This is a genomic window from Micromonospora marincola (assembly GCF_056150385.1).
Genome location: NZ_JAXCFT010000004.1, coordinates 1 through 19,417, shown reverse-complemented (window position 1 = coordinate 19,417; position 19,417 = coordinate 1). Strand labels below are relative to the sequence as shown.

Here is a 19,417-nt window from a genome sequence, read left to right as displayed (position 1 = left end):
CGTGCCATGGCTGCAGGCTACGTCCGCCCCGCGCGTCCCGAGGACGTCGCCGAGATCGCACGCATCCAGCTCGCGACCTGGCGGGTCGCGTACCGCCGGATCCTGCCCCGGCACGTGCTCGACAACCTGGACGAGGCGTACCTCGCCCGGCGGTGGGGCGCGGCGGTGCAAGAGCCGCCCTCGGGCGCGCACCGGGTACTCGTCGCCGTCGAACAGGCGGCGCAATCCTATCTGGTGGGGTTCGCGGCCTCCGGTCCGGCCGACGCCGAGGCGCTGGCCCCCGGCGAGCCGGCCGACGCGCTCACGCCCGGCCTGGCGGCGGTGACCGACCTGCTTGTCGAGCCGCGCTGGGGCCGGCGCGGGCACGGCAGCCGGCTGCTCGCCGCCGCGGTCGAGCACTGGCGGGACGACGGCTTCACCCGGGCGGTGGCGTGGGCGTTCGACGCGGACGCCGCCACCCGGGCGTTCCTCGGCTCGACCGGCTGGGAGCCGGACGGCGCGACCCGGGCGCTTGACGTGGACGACATGCTGGTCCCCCAGCTACGGCTGCACGTGGCCGTGCCGGAGGCGGGTCAGCCCTTGTCCGCGCCCTCGTTGGCGCCGCGCACGAAGTAGCGCTGGAAGATCACGAAGAGCACCGCCACCGGGATGGTGGCAAGCAGCGCCGCGCCGAGCTTCAGCGGATACTGCGTGCCCTTGCCGAGCGAGCCGCTGACCAGGTCGGCCAGCCCGCGGGGCAGGGTGAACAGGTCCGGGTCCTGCACCGCGACGAGGCTGTGCGGGAACTCGTTCCAGGAGCCCTGGAACGACAGGATGGTCAACGTGATCAACGCCGGTCGGGCCATCGGCAGCACCACCGACCAGAACGTGCGGAACACGCCAGCGCCGTCGATCCGGGCCGCCTCCTCCACGCTCACCGGGATCGACTCGAAGAACTGCTTCATGATGAACACGCCGGCCGCGTCGGCGAGCAGCGGCACGATCAGGCCGGCGTAGCTGTCGTAGAGGCCGATCTGCTTGAGCACCAGGAACTTCGGGATCAGCAGCACCACGCCGGGCACCGCCATCACCGCGATGACGGCGGCGAACAACCCGGCCCGCCCCCGGAACCGCAGCCGGGCCAGCGCGTAGCCGGCGAGCGAGTCGAAGAACACCCGGCCGAGCGTCACCAGCACGGTGACAAGCAGCGAGTTGCCGAGCCAGAGCGGGAAGGCGGTGCCCGCGAAGATCCGCTCGAAGCCGGCCAGGGTGAGCGGGTCGGGGATCGGCGAGAGCGGGTTGCCCGCCGCGTCCGGCTCGGTCTTGAACGAGTTGCCGAGTTGGATCACGAACGGGTAGAGGAAGACCAGCCCGAAGAAGATCAGGACGGCGTACCCGAGGACGCGGTTGACCCGGGCCCGCGCCCCGCGGGCGTCGCGGCGCGCGGCAGGCGCCGCCGGGTCGGTCGGCACGGCCATGTCAGGACCCTTCCGGTACGCGTCGACGCCACCACCGGCCACGCCGGGTCCCGTCCCGGTCGGCCATCAGCCGGCGCTGGAACAGGGTGAGCAGGATGATTATCAGGAACAGCACGAACGAGATGGCCGCGCCGGAGCCGTAGTCGAAGTCCCGGAACGCGGTCCGGTACGACAGGTACGCCGGGGTGAGCGTGGTCTTGGCCGGGTCGCCCTGGCTCATCACGTACACCTGGTCGAAGACCTGCCAGGAGCCGATCAGTCCCAGCGTGACCACGAGGAACGTGGTGGGCTTGATCAGCGGGAGGGTGACGTACCGGAAGCGCTGCCAGCGGGTCGCCCCGTCGAGCGTGCTGGCCTCGTCGAGCGCCACCGGGACGTTCTGCAACGCGGCCAGGTACATCAGCATGAACGTGCCGGAGGTGGTCCAGATGACCAGGCAGATGATCGACGTCATGGCCACGCTCGGGCCGGAGAGCCAGTCCCACCAGCTCAGCCCGAGCGGGCCGCCGGAGGTGAGCGCGGCCGGCGGGCTGTCCACGCCGAACGCGCCGAGCAGCAGGTGCAACACTCCCCGGCCGTCGGCGAACCACTCCGGCCCGTCGAGGCCGAGCAGGGCGAGCAGCCGGTTGACCGCGCCGGAGTTGGCGAACAGGAACAGGAACACCACGCTTATCGCCACCGAACTGGTGACCGAGGGGAAGTAGAAGGCGCTGCGGAAGAAGCCCTTCCCCTTGAGCAGCCGGTTGTTGACCACCAGGGCGAGACCGAGGGCGAGCGCGGTCTGCACCGGCACCACGATCCCGACGTAGTAGATGTTGTTGCGGATGGCGGTCATGAAGTCGCGGCGGGCGAGCCCGTCGTCGGTGAACAGCCGGCTGTAGTTGTCGCCGCCGACGAACGGCACGTCGCCGGTGAACGGACTGCCCTGGCCGTTCCAGTCGGTGAGGCTCACCCAGAGCGCCATCAGGATCGGCAGCAGCAGGAAGAGCCCGAGGATCAGGATCACCGGCGCGACGAAGAGCCAGCCGGCGAGGTTCTCGTTGCCGCGGATGCCGCCGCGGCGGCGGCGCGGCGGGCCGGCCGGCGCGGTGCCCCGGGCGGCGAGCGTGTCCGTTGCCATTCCCTCCTCCTTCGCTCGGTGGAGGTGTAAGGCGGGGGCCCCGCTTAACACCCGTCTGTTAACAGGGGCCCCCGCCTAACACCTCAGCCGCCGAGCGCCGCCTTGGCGTTCTTGTCGAAGGTGGTGAGGATGCTCTTCGGGTCGCCGGTGGCCAGGCCCTGGAGGCCGGCCTCCAGGTCACGCAGCACGCTGTCCATCTTCGGCGCGTTCACCGGACCCTGGGCGTACTCGACGCCGTCGATGAACGGCTTGTCCGCCGGGAAGGCGCTGCTGTACTTGTCGCGCACCGACTGGCGGGACGGCATCACGCCGAACGCCTTGGCGAAGGTCATCTGCTGGTCGCCGGCGGTCATCGCCTCGACGAACTTGATCGCCTGCTCCTTGTGCGCGGACTTGGCGGCGATGCCCCAGCACTGGGTGAAGGAGAGCGTGCCCTGCCCCTTCGGGCCGGCCGGCAGCGGCACGACCTTGTACTTGACGTTCGGGAAGTCGTTCTGAAGGGCGCCCTTGATCCAGTTGCCCTCGATCGTCATGACCGCCTTGCCCTTGCCGAACGCCTCACCGGACCAGCCGGAGTCGAGCTGCTTCGGGAACTTCGCGTAGCCGTTTGTGAGCAGCGACTTGACGTACTGGAGGGCCTGGAGGTTCTCCGGGGTGTCGGCGGTCGGCTGCTTGCCGTCGGCGCTCATCAGCCAGCCGCCGTTCTGCGTCAGGAACGCGCCGATGCGGTCCCGGGTGTCGCCGAGCGCGAGAGCCACCTGGCCCTTCGCCTTGATCTTCTGGCTGACGGCGGTGAGCTGGTCCCAGGTGGTCGGCACGTCGGCGTCGGTCAGGCCGGCCCTGGTCCACAGGTCGGTGTTGATCTGGAGGGCCAGGGTGGAGAAGTCCTTCGGCGCGCAGTAGAGCTTGCCGTCGTAGGTGAACGCGGTGCGCAGGCTCTCGTAGAAGTCGTCGGGGTTGCTGACCTTGTCGCCGTACGGCTCCAGCGCGCCGACGCTCGCGTAGTCGGCGAAGCGGGTCGCGTCGACGTAGAACACGTCCGGCGGGGTGCCGCCGGCCAGCGCCTGGCCGAGCTGCTGGGTGAGGTCCTGCGCGGGCGTGACGGTGGCGCTGTTGCCGGAGGAGCCGGCCCACGCGGCGGCGGCGTCCTTGACGGCCTTGGTCTCGGCGTCGCCGGAGGAGCCGATCAGGATCTGGAGGTTGGCCGGGCCGCTCGACTGCTTGGCGTCGCCGGCCGGGTCGTCGAAGCCGCCGCCGCAGGCGGCGGAGCCGAGCAGGGCGACGGCGGCGACGCCGGCCACCGCGGCCCGGGTGAGCGTACGAGGTGTCATCTGGTTCTCCTGGTGGGGGACGGGGGTCACGCCGAGTGCCGGAGCACGAGCGAGGGATGGAGCAGGAGCTGGGGGTCGCGGGGCTGGCCGTCGAGCACGCCGGTGAGCAGTTCGACGCAGCGGGCGGCGGCCTCGCCGAGCGGCTGGCTGACGCTTGTCAGCCCGACCGCGGCGGCCACCGGGGTGTCGTCGAAGCCGACGACGGCCAGGTCGGTGCCGGTGTCCCGGGCGGCCTGCCACGCGCCGAGGGCGAGCGAGTCGCTGGCGCAGACCACCGCCGTCGGGGGCGCGTCGAGGGCGAGCAACGCCCGCGCCTCGCGCTCCCCCTCGGCGATGCCGTCCTCGGTGGCGCGGTCCGGTGCGGCGCCGTCGAGGCCGATCTCCGCCATGGTGGTACGCCATCCGGCGCGCCTGTCGTCGCCGACGCCGGAGCCGGCCGGCCAGCCGAGGAAGGCGATTCGACGGTGACCGGCGGCGAGCAGGTGCCGGGTGGCCTCGGCGGTGCCGGCCGCGCCGTCCACGTCGACCCAGAAGTGCGCGTCGGGGGTGTCCCAGGGCCGACCGAAGGTCACGAACGGCACCTCGCGTTCGGCCAGCCACGCGGTGCGCGGGTCGCCGTGCTTGGTGCCGGTGAGCACGAACGCGTCCAGGTCGTACGCGCCGAGCAGGTCGTCGTAGGTGGCGATCTCCTGGTCGTCGCCGACGGCGGTGTAGAGCAGCACCCGGTAGCCGGCGGCGTCGGCGGTCTCGGTGAGGCCGTGCAGGAAGCGGTCGAGGACCGAGCCGTTGATGCCGTCCCGGGTGGGTTCGATGCGTACCGCGATGAGCCGGGACCGCCCGGTCCGCATCTGCCGGGCGGCCTGGTTGGCGCGGTAGCCGAGCGCTTCGATCGCCTCGTGCACCCGGCGCCGGGTGTCCTCGCGGACGATGTGCGGCGTGTTGAGCACGTTGGAGACGGTTTGCCGGCTGACCTGGGCGTGCCGGGCCACGGTCGCGATGGTTACCTTTTCTCCCACGAAATACCTCTCGCCGTCTTGAACGATCCAATGCCGATGGGGCAGGATTAGATCGTTCAAAGTTTCTGGAATGTTTCGCACTTTGCACCCGGCTACGGCCTTCTGTCAAGACGCCCGTCGCCACCGATCAGCACCAGGAGTTCCCCCGTGACCGAACGCCACCTCCAACCGCTGCTGCACGACCTGGTCGGCGTGGCGCACGCCCCCACCAGCGCGTTGGGCGACGCGGCCGGTCAACTCCGCCCGCACGGCGTCCAGGGCGTCTTCCACGCCGACGCCCGGGTGCTCTCCCGCGCCGAGCTGAACCTCGACGAGCGGGAGCCGGAAACGATCGGCCACGGCGACATCGGCCCGCACGGCGCCCGCTTCGTCGGCCTGGCCCGCTGGCTCGGCGATCCCACCCCCGACCCGACCGTCCGGGTCGAGCGCACCCGGCAGGCCGGCCCGAACGGCCTCACCGAGGACATCGTGGTGTCGTCCACCGCCGCCGACCCGGTCCGCACCACAGTCACCGTCGACCTGGCCTGCGACCTCGCCCCGATCGAGCAGGTCAAGGCCGGCCACGTGGGCGAGCCGCTGGAGGCCGAGGCCGACCGGCCGGGCCGGGTGCGGTGGGCCGCCGACGGGCTGACCGTGACCGTGACCGGCGAGGGGGCCACCGTGGACGCCACCGGCGAGCGCGCCGCCGCACCGCGACTGAGCTGGCCGGTCACCGTCCGCCCCGGCGCCCCGGCCACGCTGCGCTGGCGGCTCGCCGTCACCGACCCGCGCGCCGTGGTGACCGCCGCGCCACCCGACGCCGGCTGGGCCGAGCCGCGGGTCGACGCCGACGACCGCCGCCTACGGCGCCTGCTCGACCGGTCCCTGGCCGACCTGCGCGGGCTGCGACTGGCCGAGCCGGCCCACCCGGAGGACGTCTTCCTCGGCGCCGGCGTGCCCTGGTTCCTCACCCTCTTCGGCCGGGACAGCCTCTGGGCCGCCCGGATGATGCTGCCGCTCGGCACCGAGCTGGCCGCCGGCACGCTGCGGGTGCTGGCCCGGCGACAGGGCGCCCGCGTCGACCCGACCACCGGCGAGCAACCCGGCAAGATCCTGCACGAACTGCGCCGGCACGAGTTCGCCCTCGACGACGAGCGCCGGCTGCCGCCGGCCTACTACGGCACCGTCGACGCCACCATGCTCTGGGTCGGCCTGCTGCACGACGCCTGGCGCTGGGGCCTGCCCGCCGACCGGATCGAGCCGTTGCTGCCGCACCTGGAGGCGGCGTTGCGCTGGCTCGGCGACCACGCCGACGCCGACGGCGACGGCTTCGTCGAATACGTCGACACAAGCGGCCACGGCCTGGCCAACCAGGGCTGGAAGGACTCCGGCGACGCGGTGCGCTTCCGCGACGGCCGGCTGGCCGCGCCGCCGATCGTGCTGTCCGAGGTGCAGGGGTACGCGTACCAGGCGGCGACGAACGGGGCGGACCTGCTTGACGCGTTCGGCCGCCCGGACGCCGACCGCTGGCGCGGCTACGCCGACCGGCTCGCCCGGCGGTTCCGGTCCACGTTCTGGGTCGACGGCAGGCACGGCCCGCAGCCCGCGCTGGCCCTGGACCGGGACAAGCGGCCGGTCGACTCGCTGACCAGCAACATCGGCCACCTGCTCGGCACCGGGCTGCTGTCGGACGACGAGTCGGCCCAGGTGGCGGCGCTGCTCTCCACCGAGGCGATGGCCGGCGGCTTCGGGCTGCGCACCATGTCCGCCGACGACGCCGGGTTCAGCCCGCTGTCGTACCACTGCGGTTCGATCTGGGCACACGACACCGCGATCGTGCTCGCCGGGCTGGCCCGCGACGGGCACCGGGCGGCGGCGCTACGGCTCGCCGACGGCCTGCTCGCCGCCGCCGAGGCGTTCGACTACCGCCTGCCCGAGCTGTACGGCGGTGACGACCGGGAAACGCTCGGCCGGCCGGTGCCCTACCCGGCTGCCTGCCGCCCGCAGGCATGGTCGGCGGCGGCGGCCGTGCTGCTGCTCCAGGCCGGTCTGGGCGTCTATCCCGACGTGCCGAACGGCCGGGTCGACCTGCGCCCGCTGGCCGGCCCCGAGCTGGGCGCCCTGAGCGCACACAACCTGCGGATCGCCGGCACCCCGGTCACGGCCACGGTCACCCACACCGGCCACCCCACCCTGCTCAACCTCCCGCCCACCCTGCACCCCACCCACATCCCCACCCCCCGCAGCGCCCCCACCTCCACCCCCACCCCCTCAGCGCGTTGATCATGAAGTTGGCGGCCTTGTGGATCTCCCCAACCGCCGTCAACTTCATGATCGACGGAGCGGGTCGGGGTCAGGACGGGAGGAGTTCGGCCACCAGTTCGTCGTCCTCCATGGCGCCTGTCGGGCGGAAGCCCAGTGCGGTGTAGAGGGTGGCGGCGGCGGTGTTGTCGGGGTGGTAGCTCAGGCGGATCGGGTGGCCGGCCTCGGCCAGCCGGCCGGCCAGCGTGCGCACCGTGGCACGGCCCAGGCCCCGGCCCTGCTCGGCGGCATCGATCACCATGCCACCGATCCACCGGGAGTCGTCGTCGTCCACGCCCCACATGACGTGCCCCACCACGGTCTCGTCGGCGTACACGGCAAGCGAGGTCCAGACGTCCGAGTGTGCGCTCAGCAGAAGGTATCGGGCGGCCAGCGCCGCCACGAAGGCCCGCTGGTCGTCGCGCGGCGCCACGTCGGCCACCGGCCGCCAGTTGTCCTCGCCCACCGGCCGCAGGGTCACCCGGCGGCCGGTGCGGTCACGCTCCCCAGAGTCGATCATGTCGGCCAGCCTAGGAGTTAGGAGGGGCCCCCTGTTAACGCATTCTGCATAAGAGGGGCCCCCTCCTAACCCGCAGGAGGCGAGGGCTGGCTGCGCGCGGCTGAGTCGAGGTACGGGCGCGGGTCGCCGGCGCCGAGATCGGTGACACCGGCGCTGCGCAGGGCGCCGATCGCCAGGGTTCGGCGCACGGCGGCGAAGGTGATCACGTGACCGATGGTGCCGCCGAGCGTGTGGGTGGTCGGAGGCGTGCAGGTGGTGTCGACAAAGGTGTCGGCAAGCGTGCCGGCGGCAAGCGTCCGGGCCACGAAGGCCCGCCAGTCGCGCCCGGCCACCGCGTGCCGGGCGGCCAGGCCGGTCACCGAACGGTCGCTCTCGTCGGGCCACGCGCCGCCGCGCAGAGCCGACAGCCAGTGCTCCTCCTGGGTGACCATGGCGTTGATCAGCGACCGGAGCGTCGGCTGCTCGTCGATCGTCTCCACGGACACGGTGACGGGTTGGTCGAGCACCCGCTCGTCGAGTCCGCCGGCACGGTCGATGATCGCGGTGAGGGTCTCGACGTGATGGTCGACCAGGTGTTGCAGAACGTTCATCGCAGTCTCCTGACGTGCGGCCGGCAGCCGCAGGCCACCGGGCGGTTGGAAGTGGACGCCGCTGGGGCAGGGCAGCTCCAGCTCGCCGAAGACCAGCGGCGGGCGCCGCCGGACCGCGGTCGGGGCGAAGCCGTACGACCGTTGGAAGGCGCGGGTGAACGCCTCGTGCGAGCCGTACCCGGCCTCGACGGCGATGTCGAGGACGGTCCGGTCGCTTGTGACGAGCCGATGCGCCGCGCGCTCCAGGAGCAACCGCCGGCGCAGCGCGCCCGGCGGTTCCCCGGTGGCCGCGGCGACCAGGCGGTCGAAATGGAACCGGGACAGGTGGGCCCGGGCGGCCAGGCCGGCCGGGCCCGCCGCCGGATCGTCGAGCGCGACCTGGAGGAGGTCGAGGAGGCCGGTGAGTCCGTCGTTCCGGTTCATGCGCTCAGCGTGCACCCGCCACGGGCGGTACCGCTTGATCGCCGTTGCGCACCTGAGGAGCGCGGGACGCGCTCAGTCGAGCAGCGCGTCCAGGCCGACGGTGAGACCCGGCCGGCGGCCGACCTCGCGGACCGCCAGCAGCACGCCGGGCATGAACGAGGCCCGGTCGTACGAGTCGTGCCGGATGGTGAGCGTCTCGCCCGTGGTGCCGAACAGCACCTCCTGGTGGGCGACCAAGCCGGTGGCGCGGACCGCGTGCACGCGTACCCCGTCGATGTCGGCGCCGCGGGCGCATGCCACCTCGTCGCGGGTGGCGTCCGGCGCGGGGCCGAGACCGGCCTCGGCCCGGGCCGCCGCGATCAGCCGCGCGGTGTGGGTGGCGGTGCCGCTCGGCGCGTCCAGCTTGCGCGGGTGGTGCTGCTCGACGATCTCCACCGACTCGAAGTGCCGGGCGGCGCGGGCGGCGAACTGCATCATCAGCACCGCGCCGATGCCGAAGTTGGGGGCGATCACCACGCCCACCCCGGGCCGGTCGGCCAGCCAGTCGCGCACCTGGTCCAGCCGCTGCTCGGTGAAGCCGGTGGTGCCCACCACGGCGTGAATGCCCCGCTCCACGCACCAGCGCAGATTGTCCATCACCGCGTCGGGGGTGGTGAAGTCGACCACCACGCCGGCGCCGGCGTCGGCCACCTCGGCGAGGTCGTCGCCCTGGTCCACAGCCACGACAAGCTCCAGGTCGGACGCGGCGTCGACCGCCTTGCAGACCTCCATGCCCATCCGGCCCCGGGCACCCAGCACGCCGACCCGGGCCGACTCGGCCGGGCCCTTCTCCCGCACGTCAGTCACGGGGCACAACCTATCCCAATCGGGACGCGCCGCACCGGGCGGACGGGGTACGCCGGGGTCAGCCCGGGACGGTGAAGGCGGAGGAGTCGAACGGGCCGACCACGGCCAGCGACATCGGCCGGCCCAGCAGCTCGGCGGCGAGGGCGTTCACATCCGCCAGGGTCACCGCGTCCACCCGGGCCAGCAGCTCGTCCACAGGCATCAGGTTGCCGTAGAGCAGCTCGCCCTTGGCCAGCCGGCTCATCCGGGACCCGGTGTCCTCCAGGCCGAGCACGAACGAGCCCTTGCTCATCCCCTTGCCCCGGGCCAGCTCCGCCTCGGTGACCCCGTCGGCGGCCACCCGCGCCAGCTCGGCGCGGGTCAGGTCCAGCACCTCGTCCACCTTGCCCGGCGCGCAGCCGGCGTAGACGGCGAACACGCCGCTGTCGGCGTACTGGCTGGCGTAGGAGTAGACCGAGTAGGCGAGGCCGCGCTGCTCCCGGATCTCCTGGAACAGCCGGCTGGACATGCCGCCGCCGAGCACGTTGTTGAGCACGCCCAGGGCGAAGCGCCTGTCGTCGGTGCGGTCGATCGCCGGGCAGCCGAGCAGGATGTGCGCCTGCTCGGTCTCCTTCGGCTCGACGAGCGTGGCGGCCGGCTGCGTGCGTACCGCCGGGGTGGTCGGGCGGTGCGGCGCCGGCACGGCCGGCTCGGTGTCCAGCGGGGTGCCCCGCAGCGCCTGCCGGACCAGCTTGACCACGGCGGCGTGGTCGAGGTTGCCGGCGGCGGCGATCACGATCTGCGGCGCGGTGTAGCGGCTGCGGTAGAAGCCCTGGATCTGCCGCCGGGTCATCGGCGTGACAGTCTCCTCGGTGCCGGAGATGAGCCGGCCCAGCGGGTGGTCGCCGTAGACCGCGCGGGCGAACAGGTCGTGCACCTCGTCGCCGGGCTCGTCGTCGTGCATGGCGATCTCTTCGAGGATGACGCCGCGCTCGGTCTCCACGTCGGCGGCGGCCAGCACCGAGTCGGCGACCGCGTCGCACATCACGTCGATGGCGAGCGGCAGGTCCTCGTCCAGCACGCGGGCGTAGTAGCAGGTGTATTCCTTCGTGGTGAACGCGTTCGTCTCGCCGCCCACCGCCTCGATCTCGGCCGAGATCTCCAGCGCGCTGCGCTTCTTCGTGCCCTTGAACAGCAGGTGCTCCAGGAAGTGCGCGGCGCCGGCCTGCGGCCCGGTCTCGTCCCGCGAGCCGACCGCCACCCAGATGCCGAACGAGACGCTGCGCATCGCCGGGATCGCCTCGGTGAGCACCCGCAGGCCGCTGGGGAGCACGGTGCGGCGGACGGTGCCGCCGAGCGGGTCGTCGCTGAGGGTGCGGGTGACCGCCCGTCCCGGGGAAGACGAACTCACGAGGACCTGCTCTCCGTACGACGAGGGACGGGTGGGACGAACAACGGCTCCAGCCCGCGGCGCGGCCTGGAGCCGTGTGCCGGCCCGGGCGACGCGCACGTCGCCCGGGCCGGTCGGTCGATCAGCTGTGCCGGGTCCGGCGACGCGGGCGGTCGCCGCCGTCGCCACCCTCCGGGCGACGCTCGCCGCGCTCCCGGTCGCCACCGCGGTCACCGCCGCGGTCGCCCCGGTCGCGCGGGCCACGGTCGCCACCGCGGTCCCGGCCGGCCGGACGCTCGCCGCCGGCGGCCTCACCGGCGGCCGGCGCCTCGGCGCCCTCGGGACGGGTCTTGTCCAGGTAGATCTTGCCGCGGGCGTCGATGTCCGCGATCTCGACCTCGACCTTGTCGCCGACGTTGAGGAAGTCCTCGACCTTGTCGACCCGCTTGCCGTCGCCCACCTTGGAGATGTGCAGCAGCCCGTCGCGGCCCGGCAGGAGCGAGATGAACGCGCCGAACGCGGCCGTCTTCACCACGGTGCCGAGGAACCGCTCCCCCACCTTCGGCAGGGTCGGGTTGGCGATGCCGTTGATCCGGTCCACCGCGGCCTGGGCCGACGGGCCGTTCGTCGCGCCGACGTAGATCGTGCCGTCGTCCTCGATCGAGATCTCGGCGCCGGTCTCGTCCTGGATGGCGTTGATGGTCTGACCCTTCGGGCCGATCACCATGCCGATCTTGTCGACCGGGATCTTGACGGTGGTGACCCGAGGCGCGTAGTCCGACATCTCGGCCGGCGTCTCGATGGCCCGCTGCATCACGTCGAGGATGGTCTGCCGGGCCTCGTGCGCCTGCTGGAGCGCGGCGGCGAGCACGTCCGACGGGATGCCGTCCAGCTTGGTGTCGAGCTGGAGCGCGGTGACGAAGTCCCGGGTGCCGGCGACCTTGAAGTCCATGTCACCGAACGCGTCCTCGGCGCCGAGGATGTCGGTGAGCGTGACGTACTGCGTCTTGCCGTCGACCTCGTCGGAGATGAGGCCCATGGCGATGCCGGCGACCGGCGCCTTCAGCGGCACACCGGCCGAGAGCAGGCCCAGCGTCGAGGCGCAGACCGAACCCATCGAGGTGGAGCCGTTGGAGCCGAGGGCCTCGGAGACCTGCCGGATGGCGTACGGGAACTCCTCGCGCGACGGCAGCACCGGGATCAGCGCCCGCTCGGCAAGCGCGCCGTGGCCGATCTCGCGCCGCTTCGGCGAGCCGACCCGGCCGGTCTCACCTGTGGAGTACGGCGGGAAGTTGTAGTTGTGCATGTAGCGCTTGCGGTTCTCCGGGGACAGCGTGTCCACCATCTGCTCCATGCGCAGCATGTTCAGCGTGGTGACGCCCAGGATCTGGGTCTCGCCGCGCTCGAACAGCGCCGAGCCGTGCACCCGCGGCAGCACGCCGACCTCGGCGGTCAGCGGGCGGATGTCACGCGGGCCGCGGCCGTCGATGCGGACCTGCTCGCGCAGCACCCGGTTGCGGACCTCGGACTTGGTAAGCGAACGGAAGGCGGCGGACAGCTCCTTCTCGCGGCCCTCGAAGCGGCCGGTCAGCTCCTCGGCGACCTTGGCCTTGATCCGGTCCAGGGCCTCCTCGCGGTCGGCCTTGCCGGCGATCTTCAGGGCCTCGGTGACGTCGGCGCGGGCCACGTCGGCCACCGCGGCGTACACGTCGTCCTGGTAGTCCAGGAAGATCGGGAACTCGGCGACCGGCTTGGCGGCCACCTCGGCCAGCTCGCTCTGCGCCCGGCACAGCTCGCGGATGGCCGGCTTGGCGGCCTCCAGGCCGCTGGCCACGATCTCCTCGGTCGGCGCGGTGGCGCCGCCGGAGATCAGGGTCACCGCGTTCGGGGTGGCCTCGGCCTCGACCATCATGATCGCGACCTCGCCGTCGGCCAGGGTGCGGCCGGCCACGACCATGTCGAAGGTGGCCCGGGCCAGCTCCTCCAGGGTCGGGAAGGCGACCCACTGGCCGTCCACGTGCGCGACCCGGGTCGCCCCGATCGGGCCGGAGAACGGCAGGCCGGAGAGCTTGGTCGACATCGAGGCGGCGTTGATGGCCACCACGTCGTACGGGTGCAGCGGGTCGAGCGCGAGGATGGTCTCGACGACCTGGACCTCGTTGCGCAGGCCCTTGACGAACGACGGGCGCAGCGGCCGGTCGATCAGCCGGCAGGTGAGGATGGCGTCCTCGCTGGGCCGGCCCTCGCGGCGGAAGAACGAGCCGGGGATCCGGCCCGCGGCGTACATCCGCTCCTCGACGTCGACGGTCAGCGGGAAGAAGTCGAACGACTCGCGCGGCTGCTTCCCGGCCGTGGTGGCGGAGAGGACGACCGTCTCGCCGAGCTGGGCGACGACGGAGCCGGCGGCCTGCCGGGCCAGCCGGCCGGTGGAGAAGGTGATCTCACGGGTGCCGAAGGACCCGTTGTCGATCACGGCGGTGCGGGATTCGGTGCCGAGGTTGGTCTCGGTCATGTGCTGTGGTGCTCCTTCGCGTCGTCGGCCGACGACACGGGAACTGCTCAGGCGGCCGGTCTTCGATCGAAGCGCCCGGGGGCCGGCTTGTCTGCCGGGTTCCCGGGGGCCACTACCGGAGACCGGTGCTGACCGGCTCCCTCTCGGGTCGTCGCGGCCGGATTTCTCAGTGGTACCGGAACGGGGGAGCGACCGAGCGGCCACTCCCCCGTCAGGTCATCGGCGCAGGCCGAGCCGCTCGATGAGCGACCGGTAGCGGCTGATGTCCTTCTTCTGGACGTAGTTGAGCAGCCGACGGCGCCGGCCGACCAGCAGCAGCAGCCCACGGCGGCTGTGGTGGTCGTGCTTGTGCACCTTCAGGTGCTCGGTCAGCTCCGCAATCCGCTTGGTCAGGACCGCGACCTGCACCTCCGGCGAACCGGTGTCGCCCTCGGCGGTCGCGTACTCCTGGCGGATCTTGGCCTTGGCTTCCTGGTCGAGCGCCATGTTCTCCCTGTTTCGTGGGTGGTTCGATGAGGTTCGTCGGAGCGGTCGTGATGACCGGTGCGACGGACCGGTTCCTCGCACCCGCGGCGTCGTGCAGGCACGCGAGGCCCCCGTCGGTCAGCCGACGTCTCCGTCAGCCTACCAGCCCCGGCCCGGGGCGGCCGGCGCGCGGTCAGGACACCGCCCGGCGGGTACGCTCCACGTCCTCGGCGATCTGGGCGACCAGCGGCTCGATCGCGTCGTACGTCCGTTGCTCGCGCAGGTGCGCCACGAAGTCCAGGGCCAGCCGCTCGCCGTACAGGTCACCTGTGAAGTCCAGCGCGTACGCCTCGACCCGGCGCTCCCGGCCGGAGAAGGTCGGGTTCGTCCCGATCGACACCGCCGCCGCGAGCGGGTCGCCGCCACGGCGCACCAGCCGGGCCGCGTAGACGCCGTCGGCGGGCACCGCCGCGTACCTGTGGGTGAGCAGGTTGGCGGTGGGGTAACCCAGCTCACGCCCGCGCTGGTCACCGCGGACCACCACGCCCTCGACCCGGTGCGGGCGACCGAGCGCGACCGCCGCCGCCCGCACGTCGCCCGCGTCGACGCAGGACCGGATGTACGTGGACGAGAAGACGGTGCCCGCCTCGGCGACGAGCGGGGCGCCCTCGACGCCGAAGCCGAACGTGCGGCCCAGGCGCTCCAGCAGCGCCACGTCGCCGGCCGCCCGGTGCCCGAACCGGAAGTTGTCGCCGACCACCACGAGCGCGGCGTGCAGGTGCTCGACCAGGATGTCGTGCACGAACGCCTCGGCCGGCAGCCGGGAGAACTCGGCGGTGAACGGCACCACGCAGAGCACGTCCACGCCGAGCGCCTCGATCAGCTCCGCCTTGCGGGCCGGCTCGGTGAGCACCGCCGGGTGCGAGCCAGGGCGCACCACCTCGGCCGGGTGCGGGTCGAACGTCACCACCACCGACCTGACGCCCAACTCCCGGGCGCGGGCCACGGCGTGGCCGATGGTGGCCTGGTGCCCCTGGTGCACCCCGTCGAAGACGCCGATGGTGACCACCGAGCGCCCCCAACCGCCGGGCGCCGCCTCGTACCCCCGCCACCGCTGCATGCCGCTCCTCCCCTGTCCGCCCGCGCCGTCAGGCCGGGGCGCGCTCTGCCCGCGCCGTCAGGCCGGGGCCAGGACGATCTCCGCGCGGGCCCGCCCGTCCCGCTCGCTGACGATAGCGATCAAGCCGCCCGCCGGCCCGAACACCGCGTACGGGCCGGCGATCCCGGCCGGGTCCAGCGGTCCGCCGTGCGACAGCGTGCGGGCCTCCGCCTCGGTCGCGTCCCGGCGCGGGAAGAACCGCCCGGCGGCGGCGTCGAGCGGCAGGTTCACCACCTCCGGCGCGCGTTCCTCCAACTGCGCCAGGGTGGCCGCCTCGGCCAGGTCGAAGCCGCCGACGGCGGTGCGGCGCAACGCGGTGAGGTGCCCGCCGACCCCGAGCGCCAGGCCCGCGTCCCGGGCGACGGCCCGGATGTACGTCCCGGACGAGCAGGTCACGTCCACGTCCACGTCCACCACGTCCGGGGTGTCCCGGCGGATCGCCCGCACGTCCAACTCGGCGATGGTGACCCGGCGGGCGGGCAACTCGACGCTCTCCCCCTCGCGGACCCGTTTGTACGCCCGCTCACCGTTGATCTTGACGGCGCTGACCGCGCTCGGCACCTGGTCGATCTCGCCGGTCAGCGCCGCCAGCGCGGCGCGCACCGCGTCGTCGGTGACCGCGCCGGCCGGCGTGCTCGCGACCACGTCACCCTCGGCGTCGTCGGTGACCGTGGACTGGCCCAGCCGGATCGTCGCGGCGTAGCTCTTGCCGGCGCCGATCACGTAGGTGAGCAGCCGGGTCGCCCGGCCCACCCCGATCACCAGCACGCCGGTGGCCATCGGGTCGAGCGTGCCGCCGTGCCCCACCCGACGGGTCCGGGCCAGCCGCCGGACGCGGGCCACCACGTCGTGCGACGTCATGCCGCCGGGCTTGTCGACCACGATCAGACCGTCTGCGCTCACGACCGCAAAGCCTGCCAGATGGCGACGATCGGCCCGGCCGGGGGATACCGCGTCAGCGGACCGCGCCGACCACCGCCCACGCGCCGGAACGCAGCCGCAGCAGCAGGGCGACCAGCCGGAGCACCACGAACAGCGTCAGCCCGGCCCAGATCCCACCCAGCCCGAGGTCGAGGCCGTAGGCCAGCCAGATCGCCGGCAGGAACCCGCCGAACGCCGCCACGATGGTCAGGTTGCGCAGGTAGCGCACGTCGCCGGCGCCGATCAGCACCCCGTCGAGGGCGAACACCACGCCGCCGATCGGCTGGAGCGCCGCGAGCCATGGCCAGGCCACCATGGCCTGCTCCCGTACCTGCGGATCGGAGCTGAACCAGCCCGGCACCAGGCCGGCGCCGGCGGCGATAAGCACCGCGAACGCCACACCGCACAGCCCGCCGAGCAGGGCGACGCGGCGGGCGAGGAACCGCGCGCCGGCCGCGTCCCCGGCGCCGAGCGCGGCCCCGACGAGCGACTGCGCGGCGATCGCGAGGGCGTCCAACACCAGCGTGGTGAAGAACCAGAGTTGTACGGCGATCTGGTGCGCCCCGACCGCGGCGGCGCCGAACCGGGCCGCGACGGCGGTCGCGGACAGGAAGCTCGCCTGGAACGCCACGCCCCGGACCAGCAGGTCACGGCCGAGCACCAACTGCTGGACGATCACTCGGGGCCGGGGCCGCAGCGGGACCCGCTCGCGCACCAGCGCCGCCGCGAAGAGACAGCCGGAGAGCGTCTGCGCGACCGCGTTCGCCACCGCCGAACCGACCAGGCCCAGCCCGGCCGGATAGACAAGCAGCGGGCATAGCAGCGCGGAGAGCAGGTTGGGGGCGAGCACGAACAGGAGCGGCCGGCGGGTGTCCTGGATCCCCCGCAACCAGCCGTTGCCGGCGGCGGCGAGCAGCAGGCCGGGCGCGCCGAGCACCGCGATCCGCAGCCATCCGGCGGCGGCGTCGGCCACCTCGCCGGGGCCGCCGACGAGGGTACGCGCCAGCGCGCCCCCGCCGATCGCCATGGCGACCGCCACCAGCACCCCGGCGGTAAGCGCCAGCCAGGACGCCTGGACGCCCTCGGCCACCGCGGCGGCACGGTCACCCGCACCGAACCGGCGGGCGGACCGTCCGGTGGTGCCGTACGCGACGACCGCGCCGATCCAGGCGGTCAACGTCATGACGGTGCCGCCGATCGCGAGCGCGGCGAGCGGCACCCGGCCGAGGTGGCCGACCACCGCCGTGTCTACGAGCACGTAGATCGGCTCGGCGGCCAGCACCACCAGGGCGGGCAGCGCGAGCGCGGCGATCCGCCGGGGCGAGGCGGCGGTGGCGGGTAGGGCGGTGATCGTGCTCATCGCCGCCGATCCTGACACGAGACAAGTAAGGTACGCAAGCCTCGTGACTACTTACTCAGGCTGCTCCGGAGGCGTGCCACGTCGCGCCGGCCGCGGACGCGATGAACCGGCAGGGTGGGGGCGTACTCGGCGACCGCCGCCAGCACCCGGGGACGGGAGTCGCGGGGGTAGCGACAGACATAGCGCAGGAGACCGAGATCGACCCGTTCCGGGCAGCCGTCGGGAAGATCGGGCCGGGGCGCGGCACGGCGGGCCCAGCGGCGACGCGGCACCCGGGCCAGGCATCGCCACCGGGACGGGTCGCAGAGCACAAGCAGGTCGGCGCGGGGCAGCCGGAGATCGAGGGTGCTGGCATAGTTGCCGTCCATCACCCAGGCCGGACGGGCGGCCAGCGCGGCCACCTCGGCGCGGAAGTCGGCACCGGCCGGCGCGGTCCAGCCGGGCCGCCAGTAGTGCCGGTCGAGATGGATCAGGGGAAGGTCGAGCCGCCGGGCCAACTCGCCGGCGAGTGTGGTCTTGCCGGCGCCGGAGCTGCCGACGACCAGGATGCGGCGCACGGGAGGACGGTAGCGTCGTCGCCCCTCGTCGGGCGACCGGCATGGCGGTGACGCAGTCCCGACGGTGACACGCTGTCCGGCGGCGGCGCTGTCCGGCCGGAGGCGGTGGTGATGTCGGTGCTGTTCAGCCTTGGCGTGGGCTCCGGTGACCGGTGCGGCGGTGACGTCGGCACGTGGTCGGACGCCGCGCTGCGGCGCCGGGACCAGCCGGCGTCACCGCCGGGCGGCGTGCGTCACTGACGAGTGTCCATCGACGTCTGCAGCGCGCGGCGCATCTGCTCGCGCGCCTCGTCGGTGGTGGTCTCGGTCTGCGGCTTGCGCTTGCTGGGCATGTGAGTGTCCTTCCAGGGTGCGGACCGCCGAGGCACGGCGGCCCTACGGGCGCCCGACGCTCCGGCTCGCCGCGACGACAGTCGCGCCGCGACCGGAAGTCGTCGGCCTGCTGAGCGCCCGGCAGCGGTCCGGGATCACCGGAGCGGCTCGCCTGGCAGCGTGAGCCCGGGTCGGTCTGACCCTGGAGGGAGGGGATGCCGGGTGTGGCACCACCGCCCGTGACCAGCGCCGCGAAGCGCCGGTCCCTCACCCAAATTAACGTTCACTTTCCAGATACTGCCCACTGTTCCCGCGATGCGGACAGGACAAACCGTCGTCGGAGGACGTCTCAGCGGGCCAGGAAGTGCCAGCCCAGCCACCACCAGAAGCCGAACAGACCGATCCGGCCCACCGGCACCGGGCCCACCTCGTATCGCATGACGAAGGCGCAGACGTCGGCCAGGGACGGGATCCGCGAGCCCTCCCGGCGCGCGGCCCACTCGACGACCGCGAACAGCAGCAGCGCGGCCAGGAACCCGCCGATGGCAAGTGCGCGCATCACCGGCGGACCAGTCCCCAGAACGCGGCCAGCCAGGTGAACCAGGCCGCCGAGCGGACCAGGTGGTCCTCCAGCAGCGGGTCGGCCAGCCGGGAGAACGTGGGAAAGTCGTCGCCCACGGACAGCACGAAGGTCGCCCCCTCGAAGACCCCGAAGACGGTGACCGGCAGCAGCCACCACAGCGCCGCCGACGGCAGCCGGCGCGGCGCCGGCCGCCGGGGCACCCGGTTGTTCAGGCCGACCCAGATCAGCCCCCCACCGGTGCCGAGGATGTAGAGGTTCGCCGCGGTCGAGAACGACGGCAGTTGACCACCGACAAGGGAGAGGCAGATCAACACCGGTACGGAGACGACGGGGCGGTCCCAGACCCGGGGCGCCTCGACGGTGAGCTCGCGGGAGTGATCCATCACCCGATTGTCCCCAGCGTGACGTAAGGCGGGAAGACCGGCACGCCTCGTGATTGGTCCGAAACGCGTGAAGGCCGGCACTCCGTGACGGGGTGCCGGCCTTCTGCGTGTCTGTTACTTGTTCCAGTGCGTGGTGACGAGGTCGGTGGCCTGGTTCTCCCACTGGGCGTAGGCGTCCGGGTAGGCCGACACCTGGACGGTCTGGGCGGCCTC

Annotated in this window: 18 protein-coding genes; 2 read left to right on the top strand and 16 right to left on the bottom strand. The window is 73.0% G+C overall.

Annotated elements, in window-relative coordinates; genetic code table 11:
* Positions 1–6 precede the first annotated feature (6 nt).
* Positions 7–615 (top strand): N-acetyltransferase family protein, encoded by a 609-nt coding sequence (locus SM450_RS11295; protein WP_474619672.1) that lies wholly within the window; start codon positions 7–9, stop codon positions 613–615.
* Here the strand turns inward: SM450_RS11295 and SM450_RS11290 are convergent.
* The 4 genes from SM450_RS11290 to SM450_RS11275 all read right to left on the bottom strand — a co-directional run bounded on the left by SM450_RS11290 (position 573) and on the right by SM450_RS11275 (position 4,924).
* Entirely contained in the window at positions 573–1,457 is an 885-nt protein-coding gene (locus SM450_RS11290) for a carbohydrate ABC transporter permease (RefSeq protein WP_474619671.1), read from the bottom strand. The two genes, SM450_RS11295 and SM450_RS11290, sit on opposite strands and share 43 nt — an antisense overlap.
* A 1-nt stretch (position 1,458) precedes the next feature.
* Positions 1,459–2,577, bottom strand: a complete 1,119-nt coding sequence (locus SM450_RS11285; RefSeq protein ID WP_474619670.1) for a carbohydrate ABC transporter permease — start codon at positions 2,575–2,577, stop codon at positions 1,459–1,461.
* An 83-nt stretch (positions 2,578–2,660) separates the two neighbouring features.
* Positions 2,661–3,908: a sugar ABC transporter substrate-binding protein gene (locus SM450_RS11280; protein ID WP_474619669.1), complete on the bottom strand. Its 1,248-nt coding sequence runs from the start codon at positions 3,906–3,908 to the stop codon at positions 2,661–2,663.
* Between the two features lie 26 nt (positions 3,909–3,934).
* Positions 3,935–4,924: a LacI family DNA-binding transcriptional regulator gene (locus SM450_RS11275; RefSeq protein ID WP_474619668.1), complete on the bottom strand. Its 990-nt coding sequence runs from the start codon at positions 4,922–4,924 to the stop codon at positions 3,935–3,937.
* Positions 4,925–5,071: 147 nt separating this feature from the next.
* Between SM450_RS11275 and SM450_RS11270 the strand changes: the two genes are divergently transcribed.
* A complete protein-coding gene (locus tag SM450_RS11270) occupies positions 5,072–7,186 on the top strand; it encodes an amylo-alpha-1,6-glucosidase (RefSeq protein WP_474619667.1) in 2,115 nt (704 codons plus the stop codon).
* 70 nt (positions 7,187–7,256) lie between these two features.
* Here SM450_RS11270 and SM450_RS11265 read toward each other — a convergent pair whose 3' ends face one another.
* The 12 genes from SM450_RS11265 to SM450_RS11210 form a co-directional block, all read right to left on the bottom strand.
* Positions 7,257–7,724, bottom strand: coding sequence for a GNAT family N-acetyltransferase (locus tag SM450_RS11265; protein ID WP_474619666.1), 468 nt, complete (start codon positions 7,722–7,724; stop codon positions 7,257–7,259).
* Positions 7,725–7,789: 65 nt separating this feature from the next.
* Positions 7,790–8,737 (bottom strand): helix-turn-helix domain-containing protein, encoded by a 948-nt coding sequence (locus SM450_RS11260; protein WP_474619665.1) that lies wholly within the window; start codon positions 8,735–8,737, stop codon positions 7,790–7,792.
* A gap of 72 nt (positions 8,738–8,809) precedes the next feature.
* Positions 8,810–9,583, bottom strand: coding sequence for a 4-hydroxy-tetrahydrodipicolinate reductase (dapB, locus tag SM450_RS11255; protein WP_474619664.1), 774 nt, complete (start codon positions 9,581–9,583; stop codon positions 8,810–8,812).
* Between the two features lie 58 nt (positions 9,584–9,641).
* Positions 9,642–10,973, bottom strand: coding sequence for a M16 family metallopeptidase (locus tag SM450_RS11250; RefSeq protein ID WP_474619663.1), 1,332 nt, complete (start codon positions 10,971–10,973; stop codon positions 9,642–9,644).
* 121 nt (positions 10,974–11,094) lie between these two features.
* The gene (locus SM450_RS11245; protein WP_474619662.1) at positions 11,095–13,464 is read right to left on the bottom strand and encodes a polyribonucleotide nucleotidyltransferase; all 2,370 of its coding nucleotides are present in this window, start codon (positions 13,462–13,464) and stop codon (positions 11,095–11,097) included.
* A gap of 216 nt (positions 13,465–13,680) precedes the next feature.
* A complete protein-coding gene (rpsO, locus tag SM450_RS11240) occupies positions 13,681–13,950 on the bottom strand; it encodes a 30S ribosomal protein S15 (protein WP_184683203.1) in 270 nt (89 codons plus the stop codon).
* A gap of 172 nt (positions 13,951–14,122) precedes the next feature.
* Positions 14,123–15,049 carry a bifunctional riboflavin kinase/FAD synthetase gene (locus tag SM450_RS11235; RefSeq protein ID WP_474619661.1) on the bottom strand — a complete coding sequence of 309 codons (927 nt, stop codon included), beginning with the start codon at positions 15,047–15,049 and terminating at the stop codon, positions 14,123–14,125.
* 57 nt (positions 15,050–15,106) lie between these two features.
* Complete coding sequence (truB, locus tag SM450_RS11230) at positions 15,107–15,949, bottom strand: tRNA pseudouridine(55) synthase TruB (RefSeq protein WP_474620056.1); 843 nt, start codon at positions 15,947–15,949, stop codon at positions 15,107–15,109.
* Positions 15,950–16,043: 94 nt separating this feature from the next.
* The gene (locus SM450_RS11225) at positions 16,044–17,369 is read right to left on the bottom strand and encodes an MATE family efflux transporter (RefSeq protein ID WP_474619660.1); all 1,326 of its coding nucleotides are present in this window, start codon (positions 17,367–17,369) and stop codon (positions 16,044–16,046) included.
* A 47-nt stretch (positions 17,370–17,416) separates the two neighbouring features.
* Entirely contained in the window at positions 17,417–17,926 is a 510-nt protein-coding gene (locus SM450_RS11220) for a P-loop NTPase family protein (protein ID WP_474619659.1), read from the bottom strand.
* Positions 17,927–18,587: 661 nt separating this feature from the next.
* On the bottom strand, positions 18,588–18,797 hold the full coding sequence (locus tag SM450_RS11215) for a DUF6186 family protein (protein WP_282288781.1): 210 nt from the start codon (positions 18,795–18,797) through the stop codon (positions 18,588–18,590).
* Positions 18,797–19,204, bottom strand: coding sequence for a hypothetical protein (locus SM450_RS11210; RefSeq protein WP_281584384.1), 408 nt, complete (start codon positions 19,202–19,204; stop codon positions 18,797–18,799). The genes SM450_RS11215 and SM450_RS11210 overlap by 1 nt, the downstream gene beginning before the upstream one ends.
* Positions 19,205–19,417: the final 213 nt, after the last annotated feature.